We start from the raw sequence: 25607 nt of genomic DNA, 5'->3' as shown, positions 1-25607 counted from the left end.
CGTGACACTGCCAGCCGGAAACTCGCTTCCGGCTGCTATGTACGTCAGCGCACAGTAGGCTGGCGCGCGCCTCCGTAACATTGCTTGGACCATACTTCACTTCCCGTTGCATGGGTAAGATTGCGAGGTCCAAGTTGAACGAGCAGCCGAATTTCTTGCGTCAATTCACGTTTGGTTTCCGTGAAGATGCCCCGAGCGCGGTACAAGGCAGCGCCGCCGACGATGATTCGCCATTGCGCGCGGAATTGTTCAGCGCGCAGCAAATGGCGGCCCATGGCAAAGTGCTGGCCGCCAGCCATGCCTTGAGCAAACGGCAGGGCCCCGACCGGCTGCTGGCGCGCCTGCGGGAAAACGCGGATGTGATCGCGGAAACATGCGACGAACTGACCGCCGCCGTGAAATCGTCGCGCCAGATCACACCGGCGTCGGAATGGCTGCTCGACAATTCTTACCTGATCGAAGACCAGATCCGCACCGCGCGGCGCCACCTGCCTAAAAATTACAGCAAGGAATTACCGCGCCTGTCCCAGGGCGCCCCGGACGGCACGCCGCGCGTGTACCAGATCGCCCTGGAAATCATTGCCCATGGCGATGGCCGGGTCGATCCGGAAAGCCTGTGCCGCTTCGTCGATGCCTACCAGGAAGTGGCGACACTGAAACTGGGTGAACTGTGGGCGATTCCCATCATGTTGCGCCTGGCGCTGATTGAAAACCTGCGCCGCGTGGCGGCGCGCGTGGCGGACAACCGCCTGCAGCGCGACCTGGCCAACAGCTGGGCCGACCAGATGATGGACATCGCCGATAAAAATCCGAGCGGCCTGATCTTGCTGGTGGCCGACATGGCGCGCTCCAATCCGCCGCTGACCAGCGGCTTCGTGGCGGAACTGGCGCGCCGCCTGCAGGGGCAGAGCCCCGCGCTGACCCTGGCGCTGACGTGGCTGACGCACCGGCTGGCGGAATCCGGCATGACCATCGAACAGTTGATCCAGCAGGAAATCCAGACCCAGGCGGCGGAACAGGTGTCGATCGCCAACAGCATCGGCAGCCTGCGTTTCCTCGGCACCATGGACTGGCAAGAATTCGTGGAAACCATGAGCGTGGTCGAACAAACCCTGCGCCTCGATCCGTCCGGCGTCTATGGCGACATGGATTTCTCCACGCGCGACCAGTACCGCCACGTGATTGAAAAACTCGCGCGCCGCTCCCCCCACAGCGAACGCGAAATTGCCGCGATGGCGGTGGAGCTGGCGCAAAGCAAGCATGGCAATACGCACAGCAATGGCGCCCGGTTCCAGGCTGATCCGCGCCTTGGCCACGTCGGCTATTACCTGATCGGCCGCGGCGTGCTGCTGCTGGAAAAGCAGGCCGGCGTGCGCTGGCCGCTGGGCATCGCACTGCAACAGACGTCGCGCGCGTCGCCCCTGACCTCCTACCTGGGGGCGGTGGCCGCCATGACTGTGTTGCTGGCCGGGCTGGCCGTGGAGCGCGCCCTGCGCGACGGCGTCGAGCACTGGGCGCTGGCGCTGCTGGCCATCCTGGCGGTGGCGGCGGGCAGCCAGCTGGCGCTGGCGCTGGCCAACTGGGCCGCCACCTTGCTGACGCGGCCGAACCCGTTGCCGCGCATGGATTACCGCAACGGCATTCCCGCCGATGCGCGCGCCCTGGTGGTGGTGCCCACGCTGATCTTCAGCAAGGAGAATGTCGATGAACTGGCCGAACAGATGGAAGTGCGCTTCCTGGCCAACCGTGATCCGAATTTGCGCTTTTGCCTGTTGACGGATTTCGCCGATGCGAAAGAAGAGAGCCTGCCGGGCGATGCGGCCCTGCTGCAGCACGCGCAAGACCATATCCGCCGCCTCAATGGGAAATACACGCCGGGTGCGGACGCCACGCCGCCGGGGGCGGCGCCGACCGTGCCGCCGGCCGGCAACGCCCCGGCCGGCCCCTTCCTGCTATTGCACCGCCCCCGTACCTGGAATCCGTCCGAAGGCGCGTGGATGGGCCGGGAACGCAAGCGCGGCAAGCTGGCCGACTTGAACCGCTACCTGCGCGGCGGCGCGCGCGACTGCTTCTCGCTGGTGGTGGGCGACGTCGATGACCTGGAAACCATCCGCTATGTGATCACGCTCGATACCGACACCCGCTTGCCGCGCGACGCGGCGCGCCAGTTCGTGGCCTCGATGCAGCACCCGCTGAACCGGCCCTGCGTCGACCCGCAACACAACCGCGTGATCGATGGCTATGGCATTTTGCAGCCGCGCGTGGCGGTCAGCCTGCCAAGCGAACACGCGTCGCGCTACGAGCGCCTGTGCGGCGGCGAGCCGGGCATCGATCCCTACACCCGCACCGTGTCGGACGTGTACCAGGATGTGTTTTACGAAGGCTCGTTTATCGGCAAGGGCATTTACGATGTGGACGTGTTTGAACAGGTGCTGGGCGGGCGCCTGCCGGACAACCGCATCCTCAGCCACGACTTGCTGGAAGGCTGCTACCTGCGCGCCGGTTTGCTGAGCGATGCGCAACTGTATGAGCAATACCCGGCCAGCTACAGCGACGATATCCTGCGCCGCCAGCGCTGGACGCGGGGCGACTGGCAATTGCTGTCGTGGCTGATGCCGCGCACCCCGCTGCCGGGCGTCGATGGCCGGCCTGCCGGACGCGAACGCAATCCGCTGTCGTGGCTGTCGCGCTGGAAGCTGTTCGATAACCTGCGCCGCAGCCTGGTGCCGCCGGTGCTGGTGCTGGCGCTGCTGCTGGCCTGGAGCGTGCTGCCGGAACCGTGGTACTGGACCGTGGCGGTGCTGGCCGTGGTCTTCGTGCCGCCGCTGGCGTCCAGCCTGTATGACTTGCTGAACCGTCCGCGCGACACGCTGTGGAGCCAGCACATTGCGCAATCGCTGTGGCGCAGCCGCCTGCATTTCGCACACGCGCTGCTGACCATGGTGTTCCTGCCGTATGAAACCTATGTCAGCCTCGATGCGATCGGCCGCACGGCGTGGCGCTTGCTGGTCTCGAAGCGCCGGATGCTGCAGTGGCGCGCCTCCGCCCTGTCGCATGGCGGTAACGCGCCAGCCGACTATTGGCGCACGATGTGGATTTCGCCGGCCGCAGCGATCGCCATCGGCGTCGCGCTGGCGCTGTGGCAGCCAGGCGCGCTGGCCGCCGCGGCGCCACTGTTGCTGGCGTGGCTGGCCGCGCCGCTGGTCGCCTGGTGGATCAGCCGCCCGCAACCGCGCGAACTGGCGGAATTGTCGAACGAGCAGGGCGTGTTCCTGCACATGGTGGCACGCCGTACCTGGGCGTATTTCGACACCTTTGTCGGGCCGGACGATAACTGGCTGCCGCCCGATAACGTGCAGGAACAGCCAACCCAGGCGATTGCCCACCGCACCTCGCCCACCAACATGGGCATGGCGCTGCTGGCCAATTTAAGCGCGCACGATTTCGGCTATATCTGCGGGGCGCAACTGATTGCCCGCACCTTCAATACGCTGGACAGCATGGCGAAGCTGGAACGGCACCAGGGCCACTTTTATAACTGGTATGACACCGTGACCATGAAGCCGCTGCATCCGATCTACATTTCGTCGGTCGACAGCGGCAACCTGGCCGGGCACTTGCTGACCTTGCAGCAAGGCTTGCTGCATCAGATCGACCAGCCGATAGCCGGCGCCCAGCTATTGCAGGGGATTGCCACCACCATACAGGTGCTGGCGGACACGGTGGCCACTCTGGGTGTCTCGCCCGCGGGCGCCGCCGGGGCGGCGCAACCGTCCGCGCCGTCATCCGCGCCGGCATCAGGGCAGTTGTCCGTGCAGTTGCCCGATTCCCTGCTGGCGCTGGGCCGCGAATTCGCCGGCCTGCAGCCACTGTTCCCGTCCACCTTGCTGGAAATGCACGTGTGCCTGGAGCGCGCCGTGCGCGCGGCCGATGCGTATCAGCCCGATGGCGCCGACCCGTCCGTGCAGTACTGGGCCGCCGCGCTGCGCAGCCAGTGCCGCGCAGCACTGGAGGACTTGCTGGCGCTGGCGCCGTGGATCACGGCGGGTGAAGTGTTTGACGCCAACCTGGTGCGCATGCCGACCTTGCGCCAGCTGGCGGAGATGGATCACCAGGGCGCCGCGGCCGCGCAGTCGGACCTGGCGCCGGCGGAACGGGAGCGCCAGGATGTCCTGGCGCGGCTGGTGGCGCAGGGCAGCAAGCTGGCGCGCAGCCGGATCGCGCAACTCGAAGAACTGGGGCGCGAATGCGGCCAGTTCGCGCAAATCGAATATGGTTTCCTGTTCAATCCCACCACGAAACTGCTGGCGATCGGCTACAACGTCTCGGAACGCCGGCTGGACGCCAGCTATTACGATTTGCTGGCGTCGGAAGTGCGGCTGGCCAGCTTTGTCGCCATTGCACAGGGCCAGCTGCCGCAGGAACACTGGTTCGCTTTGGGCCGCCAGCTGTGCATCCTCAATGGCGAACCGGTGTTGCTGTCGTGGTCCGGTTCGATGTTCGAATACCTGATGCCGCTGCTGGTGATGCCGACCTATCCGGAAACCCTGCTGGACCAGACTTACCGGTCCGTCATCACCGCGCAAATCGACTATGGCAAACAGCGCAGCGTGCCATGGGGCGTTTCCGAATCCGGCTACAACACCACCGATGCGGCGCTCAATTACCAGTACCGCGCCTTTGGCGTGCCGGGGCTGGGCCTGAAACGCGGCCTCGGCGACGACCTCGTGATCGCGCCGTACGCCACCATGCTGGGCTTAATGGTGCACCCGGAAGCGTCCACCGCCAACTTGCAGAAAATGGCGGCGCTGGGCTTCATGGGCCGCTATGGCTTCTACGAAGCCATCGATTACACGCAGGCGCGCCTGCCGCGCGGCCAGAGCCATGCGGTGATCCGTTCCTTCATGGTGCACCACCAGGGCATGGGCTTGCTGGCGCTGTCGTACCTGCTGCATGACCGGCCGATGCAGCGCCGCTTCGAGTCCGACCCGCAATTGCAGGCGACCCTGCTGGTGCTGCAGGAACGCAGTCCGCAGGCCGGTGCGTTCTATTCCAGCACGGCGGAACAGGCCGCGATCCGCAGCACGGCGCAAGAACAAAGCATGCTGCCGATGCGGATCCTGACGCAATCCAACACGCCGGTGCCGGAAACCCAGCTGCTGTCCAATGGCCGCTACCACGTGATGGTGACCAATGCCGGCGGCAGCTACAGCCGCTGGAACAACCTGTCCGTGACGCGCTGGCGCGAAGACAGCACGCGCGACAACTGGGGCCAGTTCTGCTATGTGCGCGACCTCGACGATGGCGCGTACTGGTCCACCACCTACCACCCGACCTTGGCCGAGCCGCGCAAATATGAAGTGATCTTCTCGGAAGGACGGGCCGAATTCCGCCGCACCGACCGCGAACTGGAGCTGTACACGGAAATGGTGGTGTCGCCGGAAGATGACATCGAGATGCGGCGCACCCGTATCACCAATAAATCCGACCGCAAGCGCAGCATCGAAGTGACCAGCTTTGCGGAAGTGGTGATGGCGCCGGCCGCCGCCGACGCGGCGCACCCGGCGTTCAGCAAGCTGTTCGTGCAAACTGAAATCCTGCCGCACGAAACCGCCATCCTGTGCACGCGCCGTGCGCGCGCCAAAGGAGAGAACCCTCCCTTCATGCTGCATTTGATGACCTTGCACGATGCGGCGGTGGCCAGCGTGTCGTATGAAACCGACCGCTCGCGCTTCATCGGCCGTGGCAACACCGCCATGGCGCCGCGCGCCCTGCAAGACATGGAGCCGCTGTCCGGCGCCGAAGGTTCTGTGCTGGACCCGATTGTCGCGATCCGCTACCGCATTACCCTGGAGCCGGATGAATCGGCCGTGGTCGATATCGTCACCGGCATGACCGACACGCGCGATGCGGCGCTGCATTTGATCGACAAATACCAGGACCGCCACCTGGCCGACCGCGTCTTCGAACTGGCGTGGACCCACAGCCAGGTGGTGCTGCGCCAGTTGAATGCCAGCGAAACCGATGCGCAACTGTATGGCCGCCTGGCCAACAGCGTGATTTACCCGAATGCCGCGCTGCGCGCCGACCCGTCGGTCCTGGTGCGCAACCAGCGCGGCCAGTCCGGCTTGTGGGCGTACGCGATTTCCGGCGACTTGCCGATCGTCCTGCTGCAAATCCGCGATCCCGCGAATATCGAACTGGCGCGCCAGATGGTGCAGGCGCACGCCTACTGGCGCCTGAAAGGCCTGGTGGTGGACCTGGTGATCTGGTACGAAGACAATTCCGGTTACCGCCAGGCGCTGCACGACCAGATCATGGGTTTGATCGCGTCCGGCATCGATGCCCAGGCGATCGACCGTCCGGGCGGCATCTTTGTGCGCCAGGGCGACCAGATCGCGCCGGATGACCGCATCCTGCTGCAATCGGTGGCAAGGGTCATCATCAGCGACGAGCGCGGCACCCTGGCCGAGCAGATCAAACGCCCCGGCCCCGCCGCGCTGCGCATGCCGCCGCTGCTGGCCGATGCGCGCGGCGAATACGCCGATGCGGGACAGCACACGCGCCGGCCGCAGCACCTGCTGCTCGACAACGGCATCGGCGGCTTTGCGCCGGATGGGCGTGAATACGTGATCGTCACCAATGCGCGCCAGCGCACGCCGGCGCCATGGTCCAACGTCCTGGCCAATCCGCAGTTCGGCAGCGTGATTTCCGAGAGCGGCCAGGCGTATACGTGGCAGGAAAACGCGCATGAATACCGCCTGACACCGTGGCATAACGACCCGGTTTCCGACGGCAGCGGCGAAGCGTTTTATATCCGCGACGAGCATAGTGGCCAGGTCTGGTCGCCGTCCGCCCTGCCGGCGCGCGGCAGCGGCGACTATGTGACGCGGCACGGCTTTGGCTACAGTGTGTTTGAACATACGGAAGCGGGCATCACCACCGAATTGACGGCGTTCGTCGCGCTCGATGCGCCGGTGCGTTATTCGGTGGTCAAGGTGCGCAATGAATCGCTGGTCAACCGCCGCCTGTCCGTCACGGGCTATGTGGAGTGGGTGCTGGGCGACATGCGCTCGAAATCCGGCATGCACATCATCACGGAAGTCGATGCGGCCAGCGGCGCGCTGCTGGCGAAAAACCCGTACAACACGGAATTTACCGGCCGGGTGGCGTTCTTCCATGCCGATGCGGCGATCCGATCCGTGACGGCGGACCGCACCGAATTCGTGGGCCGTAACGGCACCCTGGCCAATCCGCAGGCGCTCAAGCGCGCCCGCTTGTCGGGCCGGGTTGGCACGGGCCTGGACAGTTGCGGTGCGATCCAGGTGCCGCTGGACCTGTTGCCGGGCCAGGAACGGGAAATCGTGTTTGTGCTGGGGCTGGGCGGCCGGCGCAATGCCGATGCATCCAGCCTGGTGCTGAAGCATGGCCGGCTGGCGGCGTCGCATGAAGCGCTGGCGGCCGTGCACGCGCACTGGAACCGCGTATTGAACGCGGTGCAGGTGAAAACGCCGGAACCGGCGCTGGATGTGATTGCCAACGGCTGGCTGATGTACCAGACCATTGCCTGCCGCATGTGGGCGCGTAGCGGCTATTACCAGTCCGGCGGCGCGTTCGGCTTCCGTGACCAGTTGCAGGATGCGATGGCGATGGTGCACACCGAACCGAAAATCCTGCGCGACCATATCGTGCTGTGCTGCGCGCACCAGTTCCTGGAAGGCGATGTGCAGCACTGGTGGCATCCGCCATCGGACCGGGGCGTGCGCACCCATTGTTCGGACGACTACCTGTGGCTGCCGCTGGCGGTGGCGCGCTACATTTCCACCACGGGCGACACCACCATCCTCAATGACACCGCGCATTTCCTCGAAGGACGCCCTGTGAAACCCGAGGAGGATTCGTATTACGACTTGCCGACCCGTTCGGCGCAAACCGGCGACGTCTATGAACACTGCATGCGCGCGATCCGCAATGGCTTGCGCTTCGGCGCGCATGGCTTGCCGCTGATTGGTTCGTGCGACTGGAACGACGGCATGGATAAGGTCGGTGAAGAAGGCAAGGGCGAAAGCGTGTGGCTGGCGTGGTTCCTGATCGACGTGCTGCAGCGCTTTGCCGATGTGGCGGACGTACGGCTCGATGGCGCGTTCGCATCCGAGTGCCGCGAAGAAGCCCGCAAGCTGGCCGCCAACATCGAACAGCATGCGTGGGATGGCCAATGGTACCGCCGCGCCTACTTCGACGATGGCACGCCGCTGGGATCGCACGACAACGAGGAATGCCAGATCGATTCGATTTCGCAAAGCTGGGGCATCCTGTCCGGCGCCGCCAACCGTGAACGGGTGGCGGGCGCCATGCAGCAAGTCGACGGCCGCCTGGTGCGGCGCGACTTCGGGCTGATCCAGCTGCTCGACCCGCCCTTCGACAAGGCCGATTTGAACCCCGGCTATATCCGCGGCTATGTGCCGGGCGTGCGGGAAAACGGCGGCCAGTACACGCACGCCGCGATCTGGACCGTGATGGCGTTCGCGAAAATGGGCGACGTGCAGCGCGCGTGGGAATTGATGCGCATGATTAACCCGGTGCAGCACGGTTCCACTGCCGAGCGCAGCGCGGTCTACAAGGTTGAACCGTATGTGGTGACGGCCGACGTGTACGCGGTGGCGCCGCACATCGGGCGCGGCGGCTGGAGCTGGTACACGGGGTCGTCGGGCTGGATGTACCGCCTGATCCTGGAATCCCTGCTGGGCGTGACCCGCGCCGCCGACCGGCTGTTCCTGCAGCCGCGCATTCCCGATGAGTGGGATGGATTCTCGGTCAGCTACCGGTATGGCGGCAGCACCTATGAAATCGACGTGACGCGCGAAGCGTCAGCGGGCGCCGCACTGACCGTCGATGGCGTGGCGCAGCGCGGGATGGAGATTGCGCTGGTCGATGATGGCCAGGTGCACAAGGTGGTGCTGGTGGCGCCGAGGGGGCCATCAACTGCGGATCGGATTGCGTAGGGCGGATTTGCGGAGCAAAGCCGCCATGCGTGCGTCGCCGCCAACGCGGGCAGTACCTTCATGCTGGCACGACGCCTTTTGCGGAAGCCGCCATTGCGCGCGGCCCGGCCCCGCCAGTTCGAGTGGCAGTGGGGGAACAGCAGCTTCCCCGCTGTCAGCCCAGCCAGCGGTCGCCCGCCCCCAGCAAGGTCGCCACGCCCAGCGCGGCGAATATCAGCGCCGCGATCCCGTGCACCAGTTTGAGCGGAATCCGGTCCGCCACGCCCTTGCCGAGATACACCGCCGGCACATTCGCCAGCATCATGCCGAACGTGGTGCCCGCGACGACCGCCACCAGACTGTCAAACCGGGCCGCCAGCGCGACGGTCGCGATCTGCGTCTTGTCGCCCATCTCGGCCAAAAAGAACGCGATCACGGTGGCCACGAACACGCCGTATTTCGCGGCCGGCTGGTCGTCTTCGTCAATGGTGTCGGGGACCAGCATCCAGCCCGCCATGGCAATGAAGGACAGGCCCAGTACCCAGCGCAGCACGTCGGGGCCGAGCCAGCCGGTAATCAATGCGCCGAGCGCGCCGGCAAAGGCGTGGTTGACGATGGTGGCGACAAAAATGCCCAGTACGATCGGGACGGGACGGCGGAATTGCGCGGCCAGGCAAAAGGCCAGCAACTGGGTTTTGTCGCCGATTTCGGCCAGGGCGACGATGCCGGTGGAGATCAGGAATGCTTCCATGATGAATGCGCAGGGGGCCGGAATAGACCGATTGATCCATGCGCGGCTCCGGCCCTGTCTGCGTAAATGGTGGCCGCGCAAGATCAATGGTCTCGTCAAGCCGTGCGCGCATGTGATGTGCAAGGCCACTCGCGCCACGGCCTGCGGGCCGATTATGTTGACGCGGGTTCTTCCGGAGGCCGGAAGCTGACTACTCCCCAAAGTTCAGGCCAGCATGGTAACACAGTGCGTGCGGCCCCTGTGCTATGCTGCACCGCGCCCGCCGGGGAGCCGGTGACCCACTCACAGAATGAACAGAACTATGCGAACGAATACCTTCTTGCGCATGACGCTGTGTGCGCTGCTTGCCCAAACGGCGGCCAGTGTCCACGCTGACCCACTCAGCTATGCGCGCTATGACCAGGTCCGCACCACCGACCTGCACCTCGACCTCAAGGCGGATTTCACCCGCAAGACACTGTCCGGCTACGCGGAACTGAGCCTGAACTGGCTCGATAAATCGGCCCGCTCGCTGGTGCTCGATACCCGCAAACTCAGCATCGCCAAAGTGCAGGTGCTGCAGCCGAATGGCCGCTGGACCGCCGCCTCGTACATGCTGGACAAGCCGGACGCGGAGAAGGGCCAGGCGCTGCGCATCGCGCTGTCCGCCCAGCCGCAGAAAGTGCGGATTTACTACCAGACCGCACCGACCGCGCCCGCGCTGCAGTGGATGACGCCGCAGCAAACCATGTCCGGCAAGCGCCCGTTCATGTTCAGCCAGTCGGAAACCATCGACGCCCGTTCGTGGGCGCCGGTGCAGGACACGCCGATGGTGCGCTTCACCTACAGCGCCCGCATCGATGCGCCGCAGGGCTTGCGCGTCGTGATGAGCGCGGAAAACGACCAGCAGGGCACGGGCGCGGGCGGCTGGAAATTCAAGATGCCGCAACCGATTCCGGCTTACCTGCTGGCGATCGCCATCGGCGAACTGGAATTGCGCAACCTGGGGCCACGCACGGCCGTGTATGCGGAACCGGCGCGCATTGCGGCGGCCGCGTATGAATTGGCCGATACGGAAAAAATGGTGTCGGCGGCGGAATCGCTGTATGGCCCGTACCGCTGGGGCCGCTATGACATGATCGTGCTGCCGCCATCGTTCCCGATCGGCGGCATGGAAAACCCGCGCATGACGTTCCTGACGCCGACCATGATTGCCGGCGACCGCAGCCTGGTGGATTTGATTGCCCATGAGCTGGCGCACTCGTGGTCCGGCAACCTCGTCACCAACGCCACCTGGAAGCACTGGTGGCTCAACGAAGGCTTTACCACCTATGTGACGACGCGCATCGTGGAAAGCATCTATGGCGCGGAAATCGCGGAAATGGGCTTGCAGCTGGAACAGGAAGAATTGTTCGCTTCGCTGAAAGATATCCCTGTGGCCAAACAGGCGCTGATCACGCGCGACCCGGATGGCAATCCTTCGCAGACGTATACGGATGAGGGCCTGGCCTATCCGAAGGGCGCCTGGCTGCTGCATACGCTGGAACAGCGCGCCGGCCGCGCCGTGTTTGATCCCTTCCTGCGCGGCTGGTTCGACCAGCATGCGTTCCAGTCCGCCACCACCGAACAATTCATTGCCTACCTGCAGAAAAACCTGCTCGATGCGCATCCGGAAGTGATGGGCAAGGCCGAGCTGGAAGAATGGCTGCATGGCGCCGGCGTGCCGTCCACCGCGAAGCACACGGTATCGCCGCGCCTGACGGCGCTCGATGCGCAGCGCGACGCCTGGCTCAAAGGCGACCAGCCGACCGCCAGCCTGGATACGAAAAACTGGGTCGCGATCGAATGGATGCACTTCCTGAACACCATCGATGGCAAGGCCAATGCGCAGCAGATGAAAGAACTGGACCAGGCGTTCGCGCTGGGCAAGAGCGGCAACAATGAAGTGGCGTTCCGCTTTTACCTGGCCAGCGTGAGGGCGGGTTACAGCGTGCGTGAACCGCTGACCACATTCCTGATGGACGTGGGCCGTAAAAAATTCGTGTTGCCGCTGTATACGGCGCTGCTGGCCAGTCCCGCCGAGCGCGAATGGGCGCTGGCGATTTACCGCAAGGCGCGTCCGCGCTACCACCCGGACACGCAAACCAATGTCGACAAACTGCTGGAGAAGCGCTGAGATGGCCGCACTGAAATTGAAAAACCTTGGTCTGACGCTGGCCCTGTCGCTGGCTGTTTGCGGCCCTGCCGCCTGGGCCGATGTCGTGATCCCCGCGCCGGCCACCGCGGCGCAGGCCTCCGCCTACAACCTCGATGCGGACGTGACGCGCGCCCTGAAAACGTTCGACGTACCGGGCATCGCGATTGCAATCGTCAAGGATGGCAAAGTCGTCGCCGCACAAGGCTATGGCGTGCGCAAGCTCGGCGATCCGGCGCCGGTGACGGGCAAGACGCTGTTTGAAATCGCGTCCAATTCCAAGGCGTTTACCGCCGCCGCGCTGGCCATGCTGGTCGACGAGGGCAAGCTGAAATGGGACGATCCCGTCACGAAGCACGTGCCGTGGTTCCAGATGAACGATCCGTACGTGACCGGCGCCATGTCGGTGCGCGATTTGCTGACGCACCGCAGCGGCCTGGGGCTGGGCGCGGGCGACTTGATGTGGTGGCCGACCACCACCTTCACCAGCGATGAAATCATCCAGGGCCTGCGCCATATTAAACTGGCCACCAGCTTCCGCGACCGCTACGCCTACGACAACCTGCTGTACATCGTGGCGGGCAAGATCATTGCGGACAAGGCCGGAAAAACCTGGGGCGAGGCCACGCGCGAGCGGATCCTGGCGCCGCTTGGCATGAACAGCACCACCACCAGTGTCAGCGCCATGCTGCAGGCGCCAGACCACTCGGCGCCGCACAGTAAGATCGACGGCAAGACCTTTGTCGTAAAACCCATGCTGGTGGAAAACGCGGCCGGCGCGGTCGGCATCAACACCAATGCGGAAGAGATTGCGCGCTGGATGCTGATGCTGATGAATGGCGGGAAAATTGCCGACACCCAGGATGGCAAGCAATTGATCAGTGCAAAGCAGGTCGCGGAAATGTGGACCCTGCAGACACCGATGAAGGTGCCGGAACCGAAAGGCAAGCTGGCCGACACCAAGCCGAATTTCTATGGCTATGGGCTGGGTTTCCAGCTGCGCGATTACCGTGGCCGCAAGCTGGCCATGCACGGCGGCGCATTGCAGGGCTTTTATTCGCGCGTGGTGATGGTCCCTGAAGAAAACCTGGGGATTGCGATTTTCACCAATGCGGAAAACAGTGGTTCGATGAATGCGCTGCAATGGCGCCTGCTTGACCATTACTTCGGGGCGCCGCAGCGCGACTGGATCGGCATCATTGCCGACGATGAGGAAACGCGCCACAAGGAAGAGCTGGCGAAGATCGCCAAGGCGTCGTCGGTGCGCGCGGGCAAATCGGCGCCCTCGCTGCCGGCCGCATCGTATGCGGGCGATTACCGCGATGCCTGGTATGGACTGGTGTCGATCAAAGCGGAAGGCAGGAAGCAAGTCATGTCGTTTGCGAAAACGCCGGACCTGGTGGGCGATCTGGAACACTTCCAGCACGACACCTTCATCGTGCGCTGGCGCCAGCGCAACTTCAATGCGGATGCGTATGTGACGTTCTCACTGAACCCGGACGGCAGCATCGAGCGCATGAAAATGGCGCCGGTGTCCAGTGAGACGGACTTCAGCTATGACTTCCAGGATTTGAACTTCGTTCCGGTGAAACCGTAGGGCGGTTTCCGCGAAGCGGAAGCCGCCATGCATGCGCTCCCGCCACTGCGGGCAGCATCGACACGCATGCATGGCGGCTTCGCTGGCGCGAAACCGCCCTACGGGACTTTCAGTTCGAAGACGCGGCGCTTTTTCGCGGCAATCTCCGCCATCCCCCGCTGGAACGCGGGGATGGCGTTGAACAGCGCGTCGAAGCTGCCGTCTTTCTGGGCCTGCTTCAGCCCCCGTTCGATGCGCGCCGCCAGTTCCGGGCGTGTGCGGCTGACGAAGAAGTAATACGGCACGCGGTAGTGCAGGAAAATATGCGGTTCCACGGCGAGACCGTCTTCCGCGTGCTGCTGCAATTCCGACCACGCTTCGTGCGCGCCGCGCGGCATGTAATCGAAGCGGCCCACGCGCAGCATGGGGAACAGGTATTCATAGCCGATCGACGTCACCACCGGCAAGCCGTTGGCGCGCAAGATGTCGGTGGAGGGCCAGTTGACGCCGGCGCCGGCTTTCAGTTTGCGCAATTGCTCCAGGCTGTGGATGCCGGCGAATTTGGCCGCGTCGCCGCGGCGGATCAGGAACACGCGGTAATCGTTCAATTCCTGCAGCAGTGAAATCCGGATCGGCAGCAATTCGGTTTCGCGCTGGCGGTTGGTGCCATCCCACATCACGTCGATCACGCCGCCATGCTTGATTTCCAGCGCCTGGCGCGGGCTGGTCAGTTCGCGGTCGTAATGGACGATTTCATACGGGCCGTCGGTGGCCGTGGTTTTTTCCAGCGCCAGTTGCAGCAGACGGGGAAAGTAGCTGGCGTGCTCGCGCGCGCTGGGGTGCAGCATCGGCAGCACCACGCGCAAGGCCGTGTCCTGCGGCCGCGCCTGCGCGGCCGTGCCGGGCCAGCCGGCGCAGGCCAGCAGCAAGGCGGAAACAAGGGCGCGGCGGGCAGCGTGCATGCGTTGGCGAGTCGGTTCGAATTGCGGCAACGTTAGCAGGGTTTGCGGCAGCCGTCCAATGGTGCACGCGGCCCGATACGGTTCGCCAGGCGTTGCAGGGATTACGCATGGCGGCCTGGTGATGTTCGCTCCCGACGTTGCGGGATTGCATAGGGCGGTTTCCGCGACGCGGAAGCCGCCATGCATGCGTGGCCGCCAGCGCACGCCGCAGTGGCAACGCATGCATGGCGGCTTTGCCGTTGGCAAAACCGCCCTACGGAGTTACGCCGCAAGCCGCCGCATGCCGTTGGCCGGCGTACCGGCCACGCGGAACACGGACACCGCCTGCGCCAGCTGCGCCGCCTGCTCATCCAGGCTGGCCGCCGCCGCTGCCGCCTGTTCCACCAGCGCCGCGTTTTGCTGGGTGCCCTGGTCCATGTCGGCCACCGCGCGGTTGACCTGGGCGATGCCTGAGGTTTGCCCATGGCTGGCGTCGGCGATCTCGCCCATGATGCCGGCCACGCGCTGCACGGAGCCGATGATTTCCGCCATGGTTTGGCCGGCTTCGGCCACCAGCTTGTTGCCCAGCTCGACCTGTTGCACGGAATCGTCGATCAATCCCTTGATTTCCTTGGCGGCGCCGGCCGAGCGCTGCGCCAGCGAGCGCACTTCGGTGGCCACCACGGCAAAGCCGCGGCCCTGTTCACCGGCGCGCGCCGCTTCCACGGCGGCATTTAAGGCCAGGATATTGGTCTGGAACGCGATGCCGTCGATGATGCCGATGATGTCGACGATCTTGCGGGCGGAGGTGCTGATGTCGCCCATGGTGGCGCCGACCTTGGCCACGGATTCGCCGCCGCGCGTCGCCACTTCGGTGGTCGATGCCGCCAGCGTGCTCGCTTGCTGCGCGTGTTCCGCGTTGCGCTGCACGGCGGTGGCAAAGTCGCCCATGCTGGACGCGGTTTGCGCCAGGCTGGACGCCTGGGATTCGGTGCGCGACGACAGGTTCAAATTGCCTGCCGCGATATCGCGCGTGGCGGCCTGCATCAGGCCGACATTGGCGCTGACATCGCCCACCACAGCGCGCAAGGTGACATTCATTTGCTGCAGCGCGCGCAGCATCTGGCCCATGTCATCGGCGCGCGAGGTATCGATCGACGCGGTCAAATCGCCGCCGGCCAGGGTGCGCGCCACTTCCAGCGCGCGCCGCAGCGGGCCCGCCACGGCCATGTGGAACGCATACGCCTGCAGGATCGTAAACAGCAGGCCGACAAAGGCCAGCCAGCCCAGCCAGCTGGCGGCAGAGCCTTCCAGGTTGGTGACGCCGATGGCGCCCATGGTGATGAACATAGCGCTGAACGCCACCAGGCCGATCACGATGCGGGCCTTGACGGTCAGCGTGCGCAAGCCTTGCAGCGCGCCGATGAAACCGGTGCGCGCGGCGCGGCCCTGTTTGATGACCAGTTTGCGGTCGCCGGAAGCCACGCTGCGGTACAACTGTTCCGCTTCCGCGACTTGTTCGCGCGTGGCCCTGGTGCGCACAGACATATAGCCGACCACGCGGCCATGGTCCATCACTGGCGTGACGTTGGCCAGCACCCAGTAAAAATCGCCATTCCTTCGGCGGTTTTTCAGTACGCCGCTCCACGGCAAGCCCTGGTGCAGGGTGGCCCACAGGTCGGCAAACACGGCGGCCGGCATGTCCGGGTGACGTTCGATATTGTGCGCGGCCCCCACCAGTTCATGTTCGGCATAGCCGCTGGCTTCCACGAAGTAAGGGTTGGCAAACGTGATGTTGCCCTTTAAATCCGTTTTCGAGACGATGGGCCGGCCATCTTCCAGGTGGTATTCAGTCGCAGCGGCAGCCAGGTTGTTTCGCATCGGTCACTCCGGACAGTCAATGGAAGCGCACGATCGTGCGCAATTTTCCATTTTAGAAAGAATCGAGTCCGAAAAAAAAGTCTAATCGTGATTTATTGTGACGCGCTGTGCGAAAAAAGCCACAGGTGGGCTATGAGGTTGGGATATATCGGTCTGCCAAACACGGTAGGGCGGTAAGCCGAAGGCTTGCTGCCATTGCGTGCGGGCCTGTGCCGCATGCGACGGCGATGGCGTACGCACGGCGGCTTCCGCCTGAGCGGAAACCGCCCTACGAGGTTGCATGGGGCAGTGATTACGGTTTCACGAACTTCAGGGTCATGCGGTCGCTTTCACCGATCGCCTGGTATTTCGCGCGGTCGGTGTCCTTGTTGCCCAAAGTCGGCGGCAGCGCCCAGACGCCGCCTTCGTGGTCGGCCGTGTCTTTCGGGTTGGCGTTGATCTCGGACCTGGCCGCCAGCTTGAAGCCGGCGCGCTCGGCCATCTTGATCACGTACGCTTCGTGCACGTAACCGGTCGATGCCTTGGCATCCTGGGTTTTCGACGCCGGCAGGCGGTGTTCTTCGACACCGAACACGCCGCCCGGTTTCAAGGTGTCATAGACGCTGGCGAACAGCGCCTTGATGCTGTCGTCGCCATTGCCGATCCAGTTGTGGACGTTGCGGAACGTCAGCACCATGTCGGCGCTGCCTTTCGGCGCATAGGCGAACACATTGTTCGATGGCTCGAAGGCGCCCAGCTGCACCTTGGCGGTGCCGGGATTGGCGCTGAGCTTTTCCTGGAAGCGCGCGGCGCCTTTGCGGATGTTTTCATTGGACGAACCCGGCGTGGCGCCGGCGGCGATCAGCTTGCCGTTGTCGCGCAGGTAAGGCCCCAGGATTTCCGTGTACCAGCCGCCGCCGGGCGACAGTTCCACCACGGTCATGTTGGGTTTGATGCCGAAGAAGGTCAGCGTTTCATACGGATGGCGGTAGACGTCGCGCGCCACGTTCGCCTGCGAGCGGGCCGGGCTGGCGATGGCGGTTTTCAGGGCATCGTCGGCTAAGGCCGATGCGGAACCAGCCATGCCGCAGGCCAGGGCAGCGGCCAGGAACAATTTCTTCATTCAACTCCTCCAGTGATAGGGCGACCGCACCGGTCGCTGCGGCGATAATGGTATAAGCGACAACATGGGTCAAGCGGATTCTCAAAGTGTCCGCGACCGTGAGGCCCGGACAGTTCGCGGACAGTCGCCCGGACACTTTTTATATTGTGTCCGCAGGCATTCGGCGGATTTAATAAACCCGCCACACGCGTGTGTAACGTTATGTTTCTCTTAAGGCCTTCATGCCCAAATGGCATGGAACCTGCTTTAAGCTGTGCGGCGATACGCGGGTCATCCCCGCCAGGCGCTACAAAAACTCGAAGTGTACATTGGAGACAATTGAATGGAACGACGTGCATTCCTCAACATCAGTGGCCTGGCGCTTGGCACCATGCTGCTGCCCGCGTTTGGCCGGGCCATCGCAGCGGAAGAATTGCTGAAGCCCGCTGATGTGAAGTACAAGAAGATGCTGGCCGATACCGCGATGACGGCCGCCACCCAGGCTGGCGCCAGTTATTGCGACGTGCGCATCGGCCGCTACCTGAACCAGTTCCTCACCACGCGTGACCTGAACATTGAAAACATCACCAACACCGAATCGGCCGGTGTCGGCGTGCGCGTGATCGCCAATGGCGCGTACGGCTTTGCCGCCACCAGCGACATGTCGCCGGACGGCGTGGCCGGCGCGGCGCGCCAGGCGGTCATGATCGCCAAGGCCAATTCCCGCCTGCAGACGGAACCTGTGCGCCTGGCGCCGGTCAAGGGCGTGGGCGAAGTGGCGTGGGCCACGCCGATCAAGAAAGACTGGCGTTCGGTGCCGATCAAGGAAAAGGCCGACTTGCTGATCGCCGGTAACAAGGCCGGTCTCGATGGCGGCGCCAGCTTCATGCAATCGCTGCTGTTCCAGGTCAACCAGCAAAAATACTTCGCCTCGACCGATGGCTCGTACATCGACCAGGACTTGCACCGCCTGTGGATGCCGTTCTTCGCCACCGCCGTGGACAAGAAAACCGGCAAATTCCGCTCCCGCTCCGGCCTGTCGACGCCGGTCGGCATGGGCTATGAATACCTGGACGGCCGCAAGGAAGACAAGTTCAAGGCGGCTGGCGGTGTCACCACCCTGTACCGCAATTCGTATGACCTGATCGAAGACGCCCGCGCGGCCGGCCAGCAAGCCAAGGCCAAGCTGACGGCGAAATCCGTGGAACCGGGCAAATACGACCTGGTCCTGAGCCCGGAACACTTGTGGCTGACCATCCACGAATCCGTCGGCCACCCGACGGAACTGGACCGCGTGCTGGGCTATGAAGCCAACTTCGCCGGCACCAGCTTCGCGACCCTGGACAAGTGGGAAACCAAAAAATTCAAGTACGGCTCCGAGATGGTCAACATCTACGCCGACAAGACCACCACCGGTTCGCTGGGCGCGGTCGGCTTTGACGACGAAGGCGTCAAGTGCAAGAGCTGGGACATCATCAAGGACGGCGTGCTGGTCAACTACCAGGCCACGCGCGACCAGGCTCACATCATTGGTGAAAAAGAATCACATGGCTGCTCGTATGCTGACAACTGGAGCAGCGTGCAGTTCCAGCGCATGCCGAACGTGTCGCTGAAGGCGGGCAGCAAACGCCTGACGCCCGATGAAATGATCAAGGACGTCAAGAAGGGCATCTATATCGTCGGCGATGGCTCGTTCTCGATCGACCAGCAGCGCTACAACTTCCAGTTCGGCGGCCAGCTGTTCTATGAAATTAAGGACGGCAAGATCACCCAGCCGCTGGAAGACGTGGCGTACCAGTCCAACACGCAGGAATTCTGGAGCGCCTGCTCCGCGCTGTGCGATGAGCGCGACTGGCGCATGGGCGGTTCCTTCTTCGATGGCAAGGGCCAGCCGCAGCAGGTGTCGATCGTGTCGCATGGTTCCTCGACCGCGCGCTTCAATGGCATCAATGTGATCAACACTGCCCGCAAGATCGGATAAGCGATATGAAGATTCTGACCCAGGAAGAAACCAAACGCATTTGCGACAAGGTCATGTCGCTGACGAAGGCCGACGAGTGCGAAGTGAAGTTAACCGGCAACCGCACCGGCAATATCCGCTATGCGCGCAATGCCGTCTCCACCGCCGGCCTGATCGAAGATACGCAACTGGCCGTGGCGGTCGCCTATGGCAAGAAGCAGGGCGTGGCCGTCATCAATGAATTCGACGACAAGTCGCTGGAGCGCGTGGTGCGCCGCGCGGAAGACCTGGCGCGCCTGGCGCCGGACAATCCGGAATTCGTCTCCACCCCGGAAAAGCAGGTCTACAAGGCCAGCAACACCTTCAGCAAGAGCACGGCCGACATCGATCCTGATTTCCGCGCGCAAGTGGCGGCGTACAGCATCGAGAACAGCCGCAAGAACAAGCTGGTGGCGGCGGGCTTCTTCACCGACAGCACGTCGTTTGAAACCGTCGCCAATTCCAAGGGCATCTTTGGCCACCAGGAAGAAACCGGCCTGAATTTCACGTGCACGGTGCGCACGGAAGATGGCCGTGGTTCGGGCTGGGTGCGGCGCGACGCGGGCGACGCCAACAAGTTCGATGCGCGTGAAGCGTCGGATGTGGCGATTGAAAAAGCGCTGCGTTCGGTCGAAGCGAAAGCGCTGGAACCGGGCCGCTACACGGTGATCCTGGAACCGGCCGCCACCTCGGATTTGCTGGCCTATATGTTCCAGGGCTTCGATGCGCGCCAGGCCGACGAGGGCCGCAGCTTCCTGGCCAAGAAAGGCGGCGGCAACCGCCTCGGTGAAAAACTGTTCGATGAACAGGTCAACATCTGGGCCGACCCGTGGGACAAGGATATTCCTGTCATGCCGTGGGACAGCAACAACCAGCTGGCGCGCGAGCGCATGGACGTGATCAAGAACGGCAAGGTCGCCGCGCTCGACTATTCGCGCTTCTGGGCGAAAAAGCAGGGCAAGCGCGCGGTCGGCGCGCCGGGCAATTTCATCATGGCCGGCACCAACAAGACCACGCAGGAACTGATCGCCAACACCAAGAAGGGCGTGCTGGTGACCCGCACCTGGTACATCCGCATGGTGGACCCGCAATCGGTGCTGCTGACGGGCCTGACGCGCGATGGCACGTTCTATATCGAGAACGGCAAGATCAAGCATCCAATCAAGAACTTCCGCTTCAACGAAAGCCCCGTGACGATGCTCAACAATATCGAGGAAATCGGCAAGCCTGAAATCCTCGGCGGCGATGAGGCGCCATTCAAGTTGCTGATCCCTGCCATGAAGGTGCGGGACTTCAACTTCACCTCGCTGTCGGACGCTGTGTAAGCAAGTCAGTGGTGTGCTTGGCGGCTTTGTAAAAGCCGCCCTACGGAATCAGGCCGCAGGTCATTATCGAAGCCAGTGGCCCAACTCCGTAGGGCGGTTGCCGCCTTGGCGGAAGCCGCCAGGCAGGCCACGAACGTATCAACAATTGAACTGGAGTAGAGTGTGGAACGACGTACATTCCTGAAAGTAGGCGCCCTGTCCGGCGGCGCGCTGCTGGTGCCGGTGTTCGGCAATGCGATCGCAGCGGAAGAGCTGCTCAATCCGATGGCCGTGCAATTCAAGAAGTCCCTGGCGGATGCCGCGATGAATGCGGCCACCAAGGCCGGCGCCAGTTATTGCGACGTGCGTATCGGCCGCTATCTGAACCAGTTCATTGTCACCCGTGACCGTAACGTGGAAAACATCACCAACACGGAGTCCAGTGGCGTGGGCGTGCGCGTGGTCGCCAACGGCGCGTATGGCTTCGTGTCCACCAACGTCATGACGCTCGACTCGGTGGCGGAAGCGGCGCGCCAGGCGGTGGCCATCGCCAAGGCCAACGCCCGCCTGCAAACCGAACCGGTGCGCCTGGCGCCCGTCAAGGGCGTGGGCGAGGTGGCTTGGGCCACGCCATTCAAGAAAGACTGGCGCACGGTCCCGATCAAGGACAAGGCGGACATGCTGATTGCCGCCAACAGCGCCGGCATGGAAGCGGGCGCCAGCTTCATGCGCTCGATGCTGTTCCAGGTCAACCAGCAAAAATACTTCGCGTCCACCGACGGTTCCTACATCGACCAGGATGTGCACCGCTTGTGGTCGCCGTTCACGGCCACCGCCGTGGACAAGGCGTCCGGCAAGTTCCGTACGCGCGACGGCCTGTCGTCGCCGGCCGGCATGGGCTTTGAATTCTTTGACGCGAAACCGGAACACAAGGTGCGCGCGGCGGGCGGCGTCACCACCCTGTACAACGGCGCGTATGACTTGATCGAAGACGCGCGCGCGGCGGGCCGCCAGGCGCGTGAAAAGCTGACGGCGAAATCCATCGATCCGGGCAAGTATGACCTGGTCCTGAGCCCGGAACACTTGTTCCTGACCATCCACGAATCGGTCGGTCACGCGACGGAACTCGACCGCGTGCTGGGCTACGAAGCCAATTACGCCGGCACCAGCTTCGCGACCTTGGACAAGTGGGAAAGCAAGAAATTCAAGTACGGCTCCGACATCGTCAACTTCTTCGCCGACAAAACCGCGCCGGGTTCGCTGGGCGCGGTCGGCTATGACGACGAAGGCGTCAAGTGCAAGCGCTGGGACATCATCAAGGATGGCGTGCTGGTTAACTACCAGACCACGCGCGACCAGGCCCATATCATCGGCGAAAAAGAATCGCACGGCTGCTCGTATGCGGACAGCTGGAGCAGCGTGCAGTTCCAGCGCATGCCGAACGTGTCGCTGGCGGCGGGCAAGAAGAAACTCACGCCGGACGAGATGGTCAAGGACATCAAGAAGGGCATCTACATCCTGGGCCGTGGTTCGTATTCGATCGACCAGCAGCGCTACAACTTCCAGTTCGGCGGCCAGCTGTACTACGAAATCAAGGACGGCAAGATTGCCGGCCAGGTGGAGGACGTGGCGTACCAGTCCAACACCCAGGAATTCTGGAACGCGTGCTCCGCCCTGTGCGATGAGCGCGACTGGCGCATGGGCGGCTCGTTCTTTGACGGCAAAGGCCAGCCGTCGCAAGTGTCGGCCGTGTCGCACGGTTCGTCCACCACGCGCTTCAACGGCGTCAACGTCATCAACACCGCCCGCAAGATCGGATAAGGAACCCCATGAAATTTTTGACTGAACAGGAAGCCAAGCGCATTTGCGACAAAGTCATCGGTTTTTCCAAGGCCGACGAATGCGAAGTGAATTTGACGGGCCGCCGCACCGGCAACATCCGCTATGCGAACAATGCGGTGTCCACGGCGGGGCTGACCGAAGACACCACCCTGGCCGTGTCAGTGGCCTTCGGCAAGCGCGTGGGTACCGCCACCATCAATGAATTCGACGACAAGTCGCTGGAACGCGCCGTGCGCCGCGCCGAAGATACCGCGCGCCTGGCGCCGGAAAATCCGGAATTCATGCCGGCGCCGAAGGCCCAGGCCTACAAGGCGTCGCCGACGTGGAGCAAGAACACCGCGGCCATTGACCCGGAATACCGCGCCGAAGTCGCGTTCCAGAGTATTTCCGCCGCAAAGAAAGCCAAGCTGCAGGCGGCAGGCTTCTTCAATGACATCACCGGTTTCGACACGGTGGCCAATTCCAACGGCCTGTTCGGCTACCAGGAATTGAGCAATCTGGGCTTCACCATCACCACCCGCACCGAAGATGGCCGCGGCTCCGGCTGGGCCACCCGCTTTGCCAACGACGCGGGCCGCTTCGACGCGCGTGAAGCGTCCGATGCGGCGATCGACAAAGCGGTGCGTTCGGTCGATGCGAAGGCGCTGGAGCCGGGCCGCTACACGGTGATCCTGGAACCGGCCGCCACCTCCGACATGCTGAACTTCATGTTTGGCGCGATGGATGCCCGCAACGCCGATGAAGGCCGCAGCTACCTGTCGAAAAAGGGCGGCGGCAACCGCCTCGGTGAAAAGCTGTTCGATGAACAGGTCAACGTGTGGGCCGACCCGTGGAATCCGGAAGTGCCGGTGCTGCCGTGGGATTCCGGTTCCATGCTGGCGCGCGAGCGCACCGACATCATTAAAAACGGCGTGGTGTCGGCGCTCGATTACGCGCCGTTCTGGGCGCACAAGCAGGGCAAGCGCGCAATCGGCAACCACGGCAACATCATCATGGCCGGCGGCAGCAAGTCGACGGCGGAACTGATCGCCAATACCAAGAAGGGCGTGCTGGTCACGCGCACCTGGTATATCCGCATGGTCGACCCGCAATCGCAACTGTTGACGGGCCTGACGCGCGACGGCACGTTCTACATCGAGAATGGCAAGATCAAGCATCCGATCAAGAACTTCCGCTTCAATGAGAGCCCGGTGTCGATGCTGAACAATATCGAGGAACTGGGCAAGCCGGTGGTGGTGGGCGGCACCACGTCGCGCTTCCAGATGCTGCTGCCGGCCATGAAGATCCGCGATTTCAATTTCACGTCCTTGTCGGACGCGGTTTAAGACGGCGGTGTGCATGGCGGCTTCGTGGAAGCCGCCCTACGGGAATAACGTTAACGGTGAACTCGTAGGGCGGGTTTTACAAACCCGCCATGCGCGCAGGCCGCACAATCAACATGGCGAGTTACGATTTCTACTTCACGCGTTTAACGTACGAATCCGGTGACTGGGATGTGGATATCCGCATGCCCAGCAACATCCTCAATTCGCTGGTGGAATACACGACCCTGCGCGTCGACCCGGTCGAGCGCATCGTCGCGCTGTCCGACCCGAAGATGCTGGAAGCGCCGTTCTGCTACCTGGCGGGGCACAAGCTGGTGCAATTCACACCCAACGAGCGCAAGAACTTCGAGCGTTATGTGAAGGGTGGCGGCTTTGTCTTCATCGACGACTGCAACCACGACATCGATGGCTTGTTCGCGAAATCGCTGGAAGCGGAACTGGCGAAAATCTTTGGTCCCAAAGCGCTGCACAAGATACCCAACAACCACTCGCTGTATACGTGCTTCTTCAAGTTCGACGGCCCGCCCAATACCAGCGTGGAACTCAATGGCTGGGGCGATGATCTCGTGCACGACTATTTGAAAGCCATCGAGTCGGGCGGGCGGATACGGGTTTTGTACAGCAACAAGGATTACGGTTGCGAGTGGGATTACGACTTCCGCAACAAACGCTGGCTGGCGGTGGACAACACGCGCTTTGCCATCAACATCATTCAATACGCATTAGGAGCATGACCGTGTCTCTGCATGACGCCGCATCCCGCCAGTGGGACGAAAACGAAATCAGCGCGCTGTGCGCCAAGGTCGCCGCGCTGAAAGCCAGCATGGGCAAGGTCATCATCGGCCAGCAAGACGTCATCGACGCGCTGATCATTTGCCTGCTCGGCGGCGGCCATGCGCTGGTGGAAGGCGTGCCGGGACTGGGCAAGACCTTGCTGGTGAAATCCCTGTCGCAGGCGACGGCGATGCAATTCAACCGCGTGCAATTCACACCGGACCTGATGCCGTCCGATATCGTCGGCACGGAAATCCTGGAAGAAGACCATGCGACCGGCAAGCGCGAATTCCGCTTCCAGAAAGGCCCGGTTTTCACGCAAGTGCTGCTGGCCGATGAAATCAACCGCGCGCCGCCGAAAACACAATCGGCCCTGCTGGAAGCGATGCAGGAACGCTCCGTCACGTTCGCGGGCCAGACCCACAAATTGCCGCGTCCCTTCTTCGTGCTGGCCACGCAAAACCCGATCGAGCAGGCCGGCACTTATCCGCTGCCGGAAGCGCAACTCGACCGTTTCCTGTTGCGGATCGATGTCGGCTATCCGACCGAAAGCGAAGAAGTGGCGATGGTGTCCGCCACCACCCACGCGGGGCTGGCGGACGCCGATGCCGTGATGGATGTCGAGACCTTGCTGCGCTTGCAGCAACTGGTGCGCGATATCGAAATCGGCGAACACTTGCTGGTGTATGCAACGCGCCTGGTGCGCGCCACCCGTCCCCGCGAAACCCAGGTCGATGCGGTGCGCAAGCACGTCGGCTGGGGCGCGGGGCCGCGCGCGGGGCAGGCGCTGGTGCTGGCCGCCAAGGCTAGAGCGCTGATGCATAACCGTCTCGCGGTCACGCGCGACGACATCACCGCCATGCTGCTGCCGGTGCTGGCGCACCGCGTGCTGCGCAATTTCGAAGCGGAAGCGGACGGCATTGCGATTGCCGACATCCTGGCCACCTTGCGCGACGCGATCCGTCCGGATTAACGCGGG

13 protein-coding genes and 1 riboswitch are annotated in these 25607 nt (G+C 63.4%); of the genes, 9 read left to right on the top strand and 4 right to left on the bottom strand.

What is annotated here, in order from left to right; genetic code table 11:
- The first annotated feature begins 110 nt into the window (after positions 1-110).
- A complete protein-coding gene (locus tag AC1RRC_RS31720; RefSeq protein WP_493059819.1) occupies positions 111-9002 on the top strand; it encodes a GH36-type glycosyl hydrolase domain-containing protein in 8892 nt (2963 codons plus the stop codon).
- Positions 9003-9156: 154 nt separating this feature from the next.
- Here the strand turns inward: AC1RRC_RS31720 and AC1RRC_RS31715 are convergent, their stop codons facing one another.
- Positions 9157-9732 carry a TMEM165/GDT1 family protein gene (locus tag AC1RRC_RS31715; protein ID WP_493059817.1) on the bottom strand — a complete coding sequence of 192 codons (576 nt, stop codon included), beginning with the start codon at positions 9730-9732 and terminating at the stop codon, positions 9157-9159.
- Between the two features lie 97 nt (positions 9733-9829).
- Positions 9830-9950, bottom strand: a riboswitch (yybP-ykoY riboswitch).
- An 83-nt stretch (positions 9951-10033) separates the two neighbouring features.
- On the opposite strand from AC1RRC_RS31715, the gene AC1RRC_RS31710 reads away from it, so the two are divergent.
- Both AC1RRC_RS31710 and AC1RRC_RS31705 read left to right on the top strand, forming a co-directional pair.
- Positions 10034-11887 carry a M1 family metallopeptidase gene (locus AC1RRC_RS31710; RefSeq protein ID WP_493059816.1) on the top strand — a complete coding sequence of 618 codons (1854 nt, stop codon included), beginning with the start codon at positions 10034-10036 and terminating at the stop codon, positions 11885-11887.
- Position 11888: 1 nt separating this feature from the next.
- Positions 11889-13502, top strand: a complete 1614-nt coding sequence (locus tag AC1RRC_RS31705) for a serine hydrolase (protein WP_493059815.1) — start codon at positions 11889-11891, stop codon at positions 13500-13502.
- Between the two features lie 98 nt (positions 13503-13600).
- Here the strand turns inward: AC1RRC_RS31705 and AC1RRC_RS31700 are convergent, their stop codons facing one another.
- The 3 genes from AC1RRC_RS31700 to AC1RRC_RS31690 all read right to left on the bottom strand — a co-directional run bounded on the left by AC1RRC_RS31700 (position 13601) and on the right by AC1RRC_RS31690 (position 17405).
- Complete coding sequence (locus tag AC1RRC_RS31700; protein WP_493059813.1) at positions 13601-14443, bottom strand: substrate-binding periplasmic protein; 843 nt, start codon at positions 14441-14443, stop codon at positions 13601-13603.
- A 261-nt stretch (positions 14444-14704) separates the two neighbouring features.
- Entirely contained in the window at positions 14705-16303 is a 1599-nt protein-coding gene (locus tag AC1RRC_RS31695) for a methyl-accepting chemotaxis protein (protein WP_493059812.1), read from the bottom strand.
- A 292-nt stretch (positions 16304-16595) separates the two neighbouring features.
- The gene (locus AC1RRC_RS31690) at positions 16596-17405 is read right to left on the bottom strand and encodes a class I SAM-dependent methyltransferase (RefSeq protein ID WP_493059811.1); all 810 of its coding nucleotides are present in this window, start codon (positions 17403-17405) and stop codon (positions 16596-16598) included.
- A 322-nt stretch (positions 17406-17727) separates the two neighbouring features.
- Between AC1RRC_RS31690 and AC1RRC_RS31685 the strand changes: the two genes are divergently transcribed.
- The 6 genes from AC1RRC_RS31685 (at position 17728) to AC1RRC_RS31660 (ending at position 25601) form a co-directional block, all read left to right on the top strand.
- Positions 17728-19365 carry a TldD/PmbA family protein gene (locus tag AC1RRC_RS31685; protein WP_493059810.1) on the top strand — a complete coding sequence of 546 codons (1638 nt, stop codon included), beginning with the start codon at positions 17728-17730 and terminating at the stop codon, positions 19363-19365.
- A 5-nt stretch (positions 19366-19370) separates the two neighbouring features.
- On the top strand, positions 19371-20708 hold the full coding sequence (locus AC1RRC_RS31680) for a TldD/PmbA family protein (RefSeq protein WP_493059809.1): 1338 nt from the start codon (positions 19371-19373) through the stop codon (positions 20706-20708).
- A gap of 162 nt (positions 20709-20870) precedes the next feature.
- Complete coding sequence (locus tag AC1RRC_RS31675; protein WP_493059808.1) at positions 20871-22508, top strand: TldD/PmbA family protein; 1638 nt, start codon at positions 20871-20873, stop codon at positions 22506-22508.
- Between the two features lie 8 nt (positions 22509-22516).
- Positions 22517-23854: a TldD/PmbA family protein gene (locus AC1RRC_RS31670; RefSeq protein ID WP_493059807.1), complete on the top strand. Its 1338-nt coding sequence runs from the start codon at positions 22517-22519 to the stop codon at positions 23852-23854.
- Positions 23855-23943: 89 nt separating this feature from the next.
- Complete coding sequence (locus AC1RRC_RS31665; RefSeq protein ID WP_493059806.1) at positions 23944-24588, top strand: DUF4159 domain-containing protein; 645 nt, start codon at positions 23944-23946, stop codon at positions 24586-24588.
- 2 nt (positions 24589-24590) lie between these two features.
- Complete coding sequence (locus tag AC1RRC_RS31660; protein WP_493059805.1) at positions 24591-25601, top strand: AAA family ATPase; 1011 nt, start codon at positions 24591-24593, stop codon at positions 25599-25601.
- Positions 25602-25607 lie beyond the last annotated feature (6 nt).

The sequence above is a fragment of the Pseudoduganella sp. GW821-FHT12E03 genome (genome assembly GCF_058807115.1).
The sequence above is the reverse complement of the archived record's forward strand: the minus strand, read 5'-3'. Positions and strand labels throughout refer to the sequence as shown.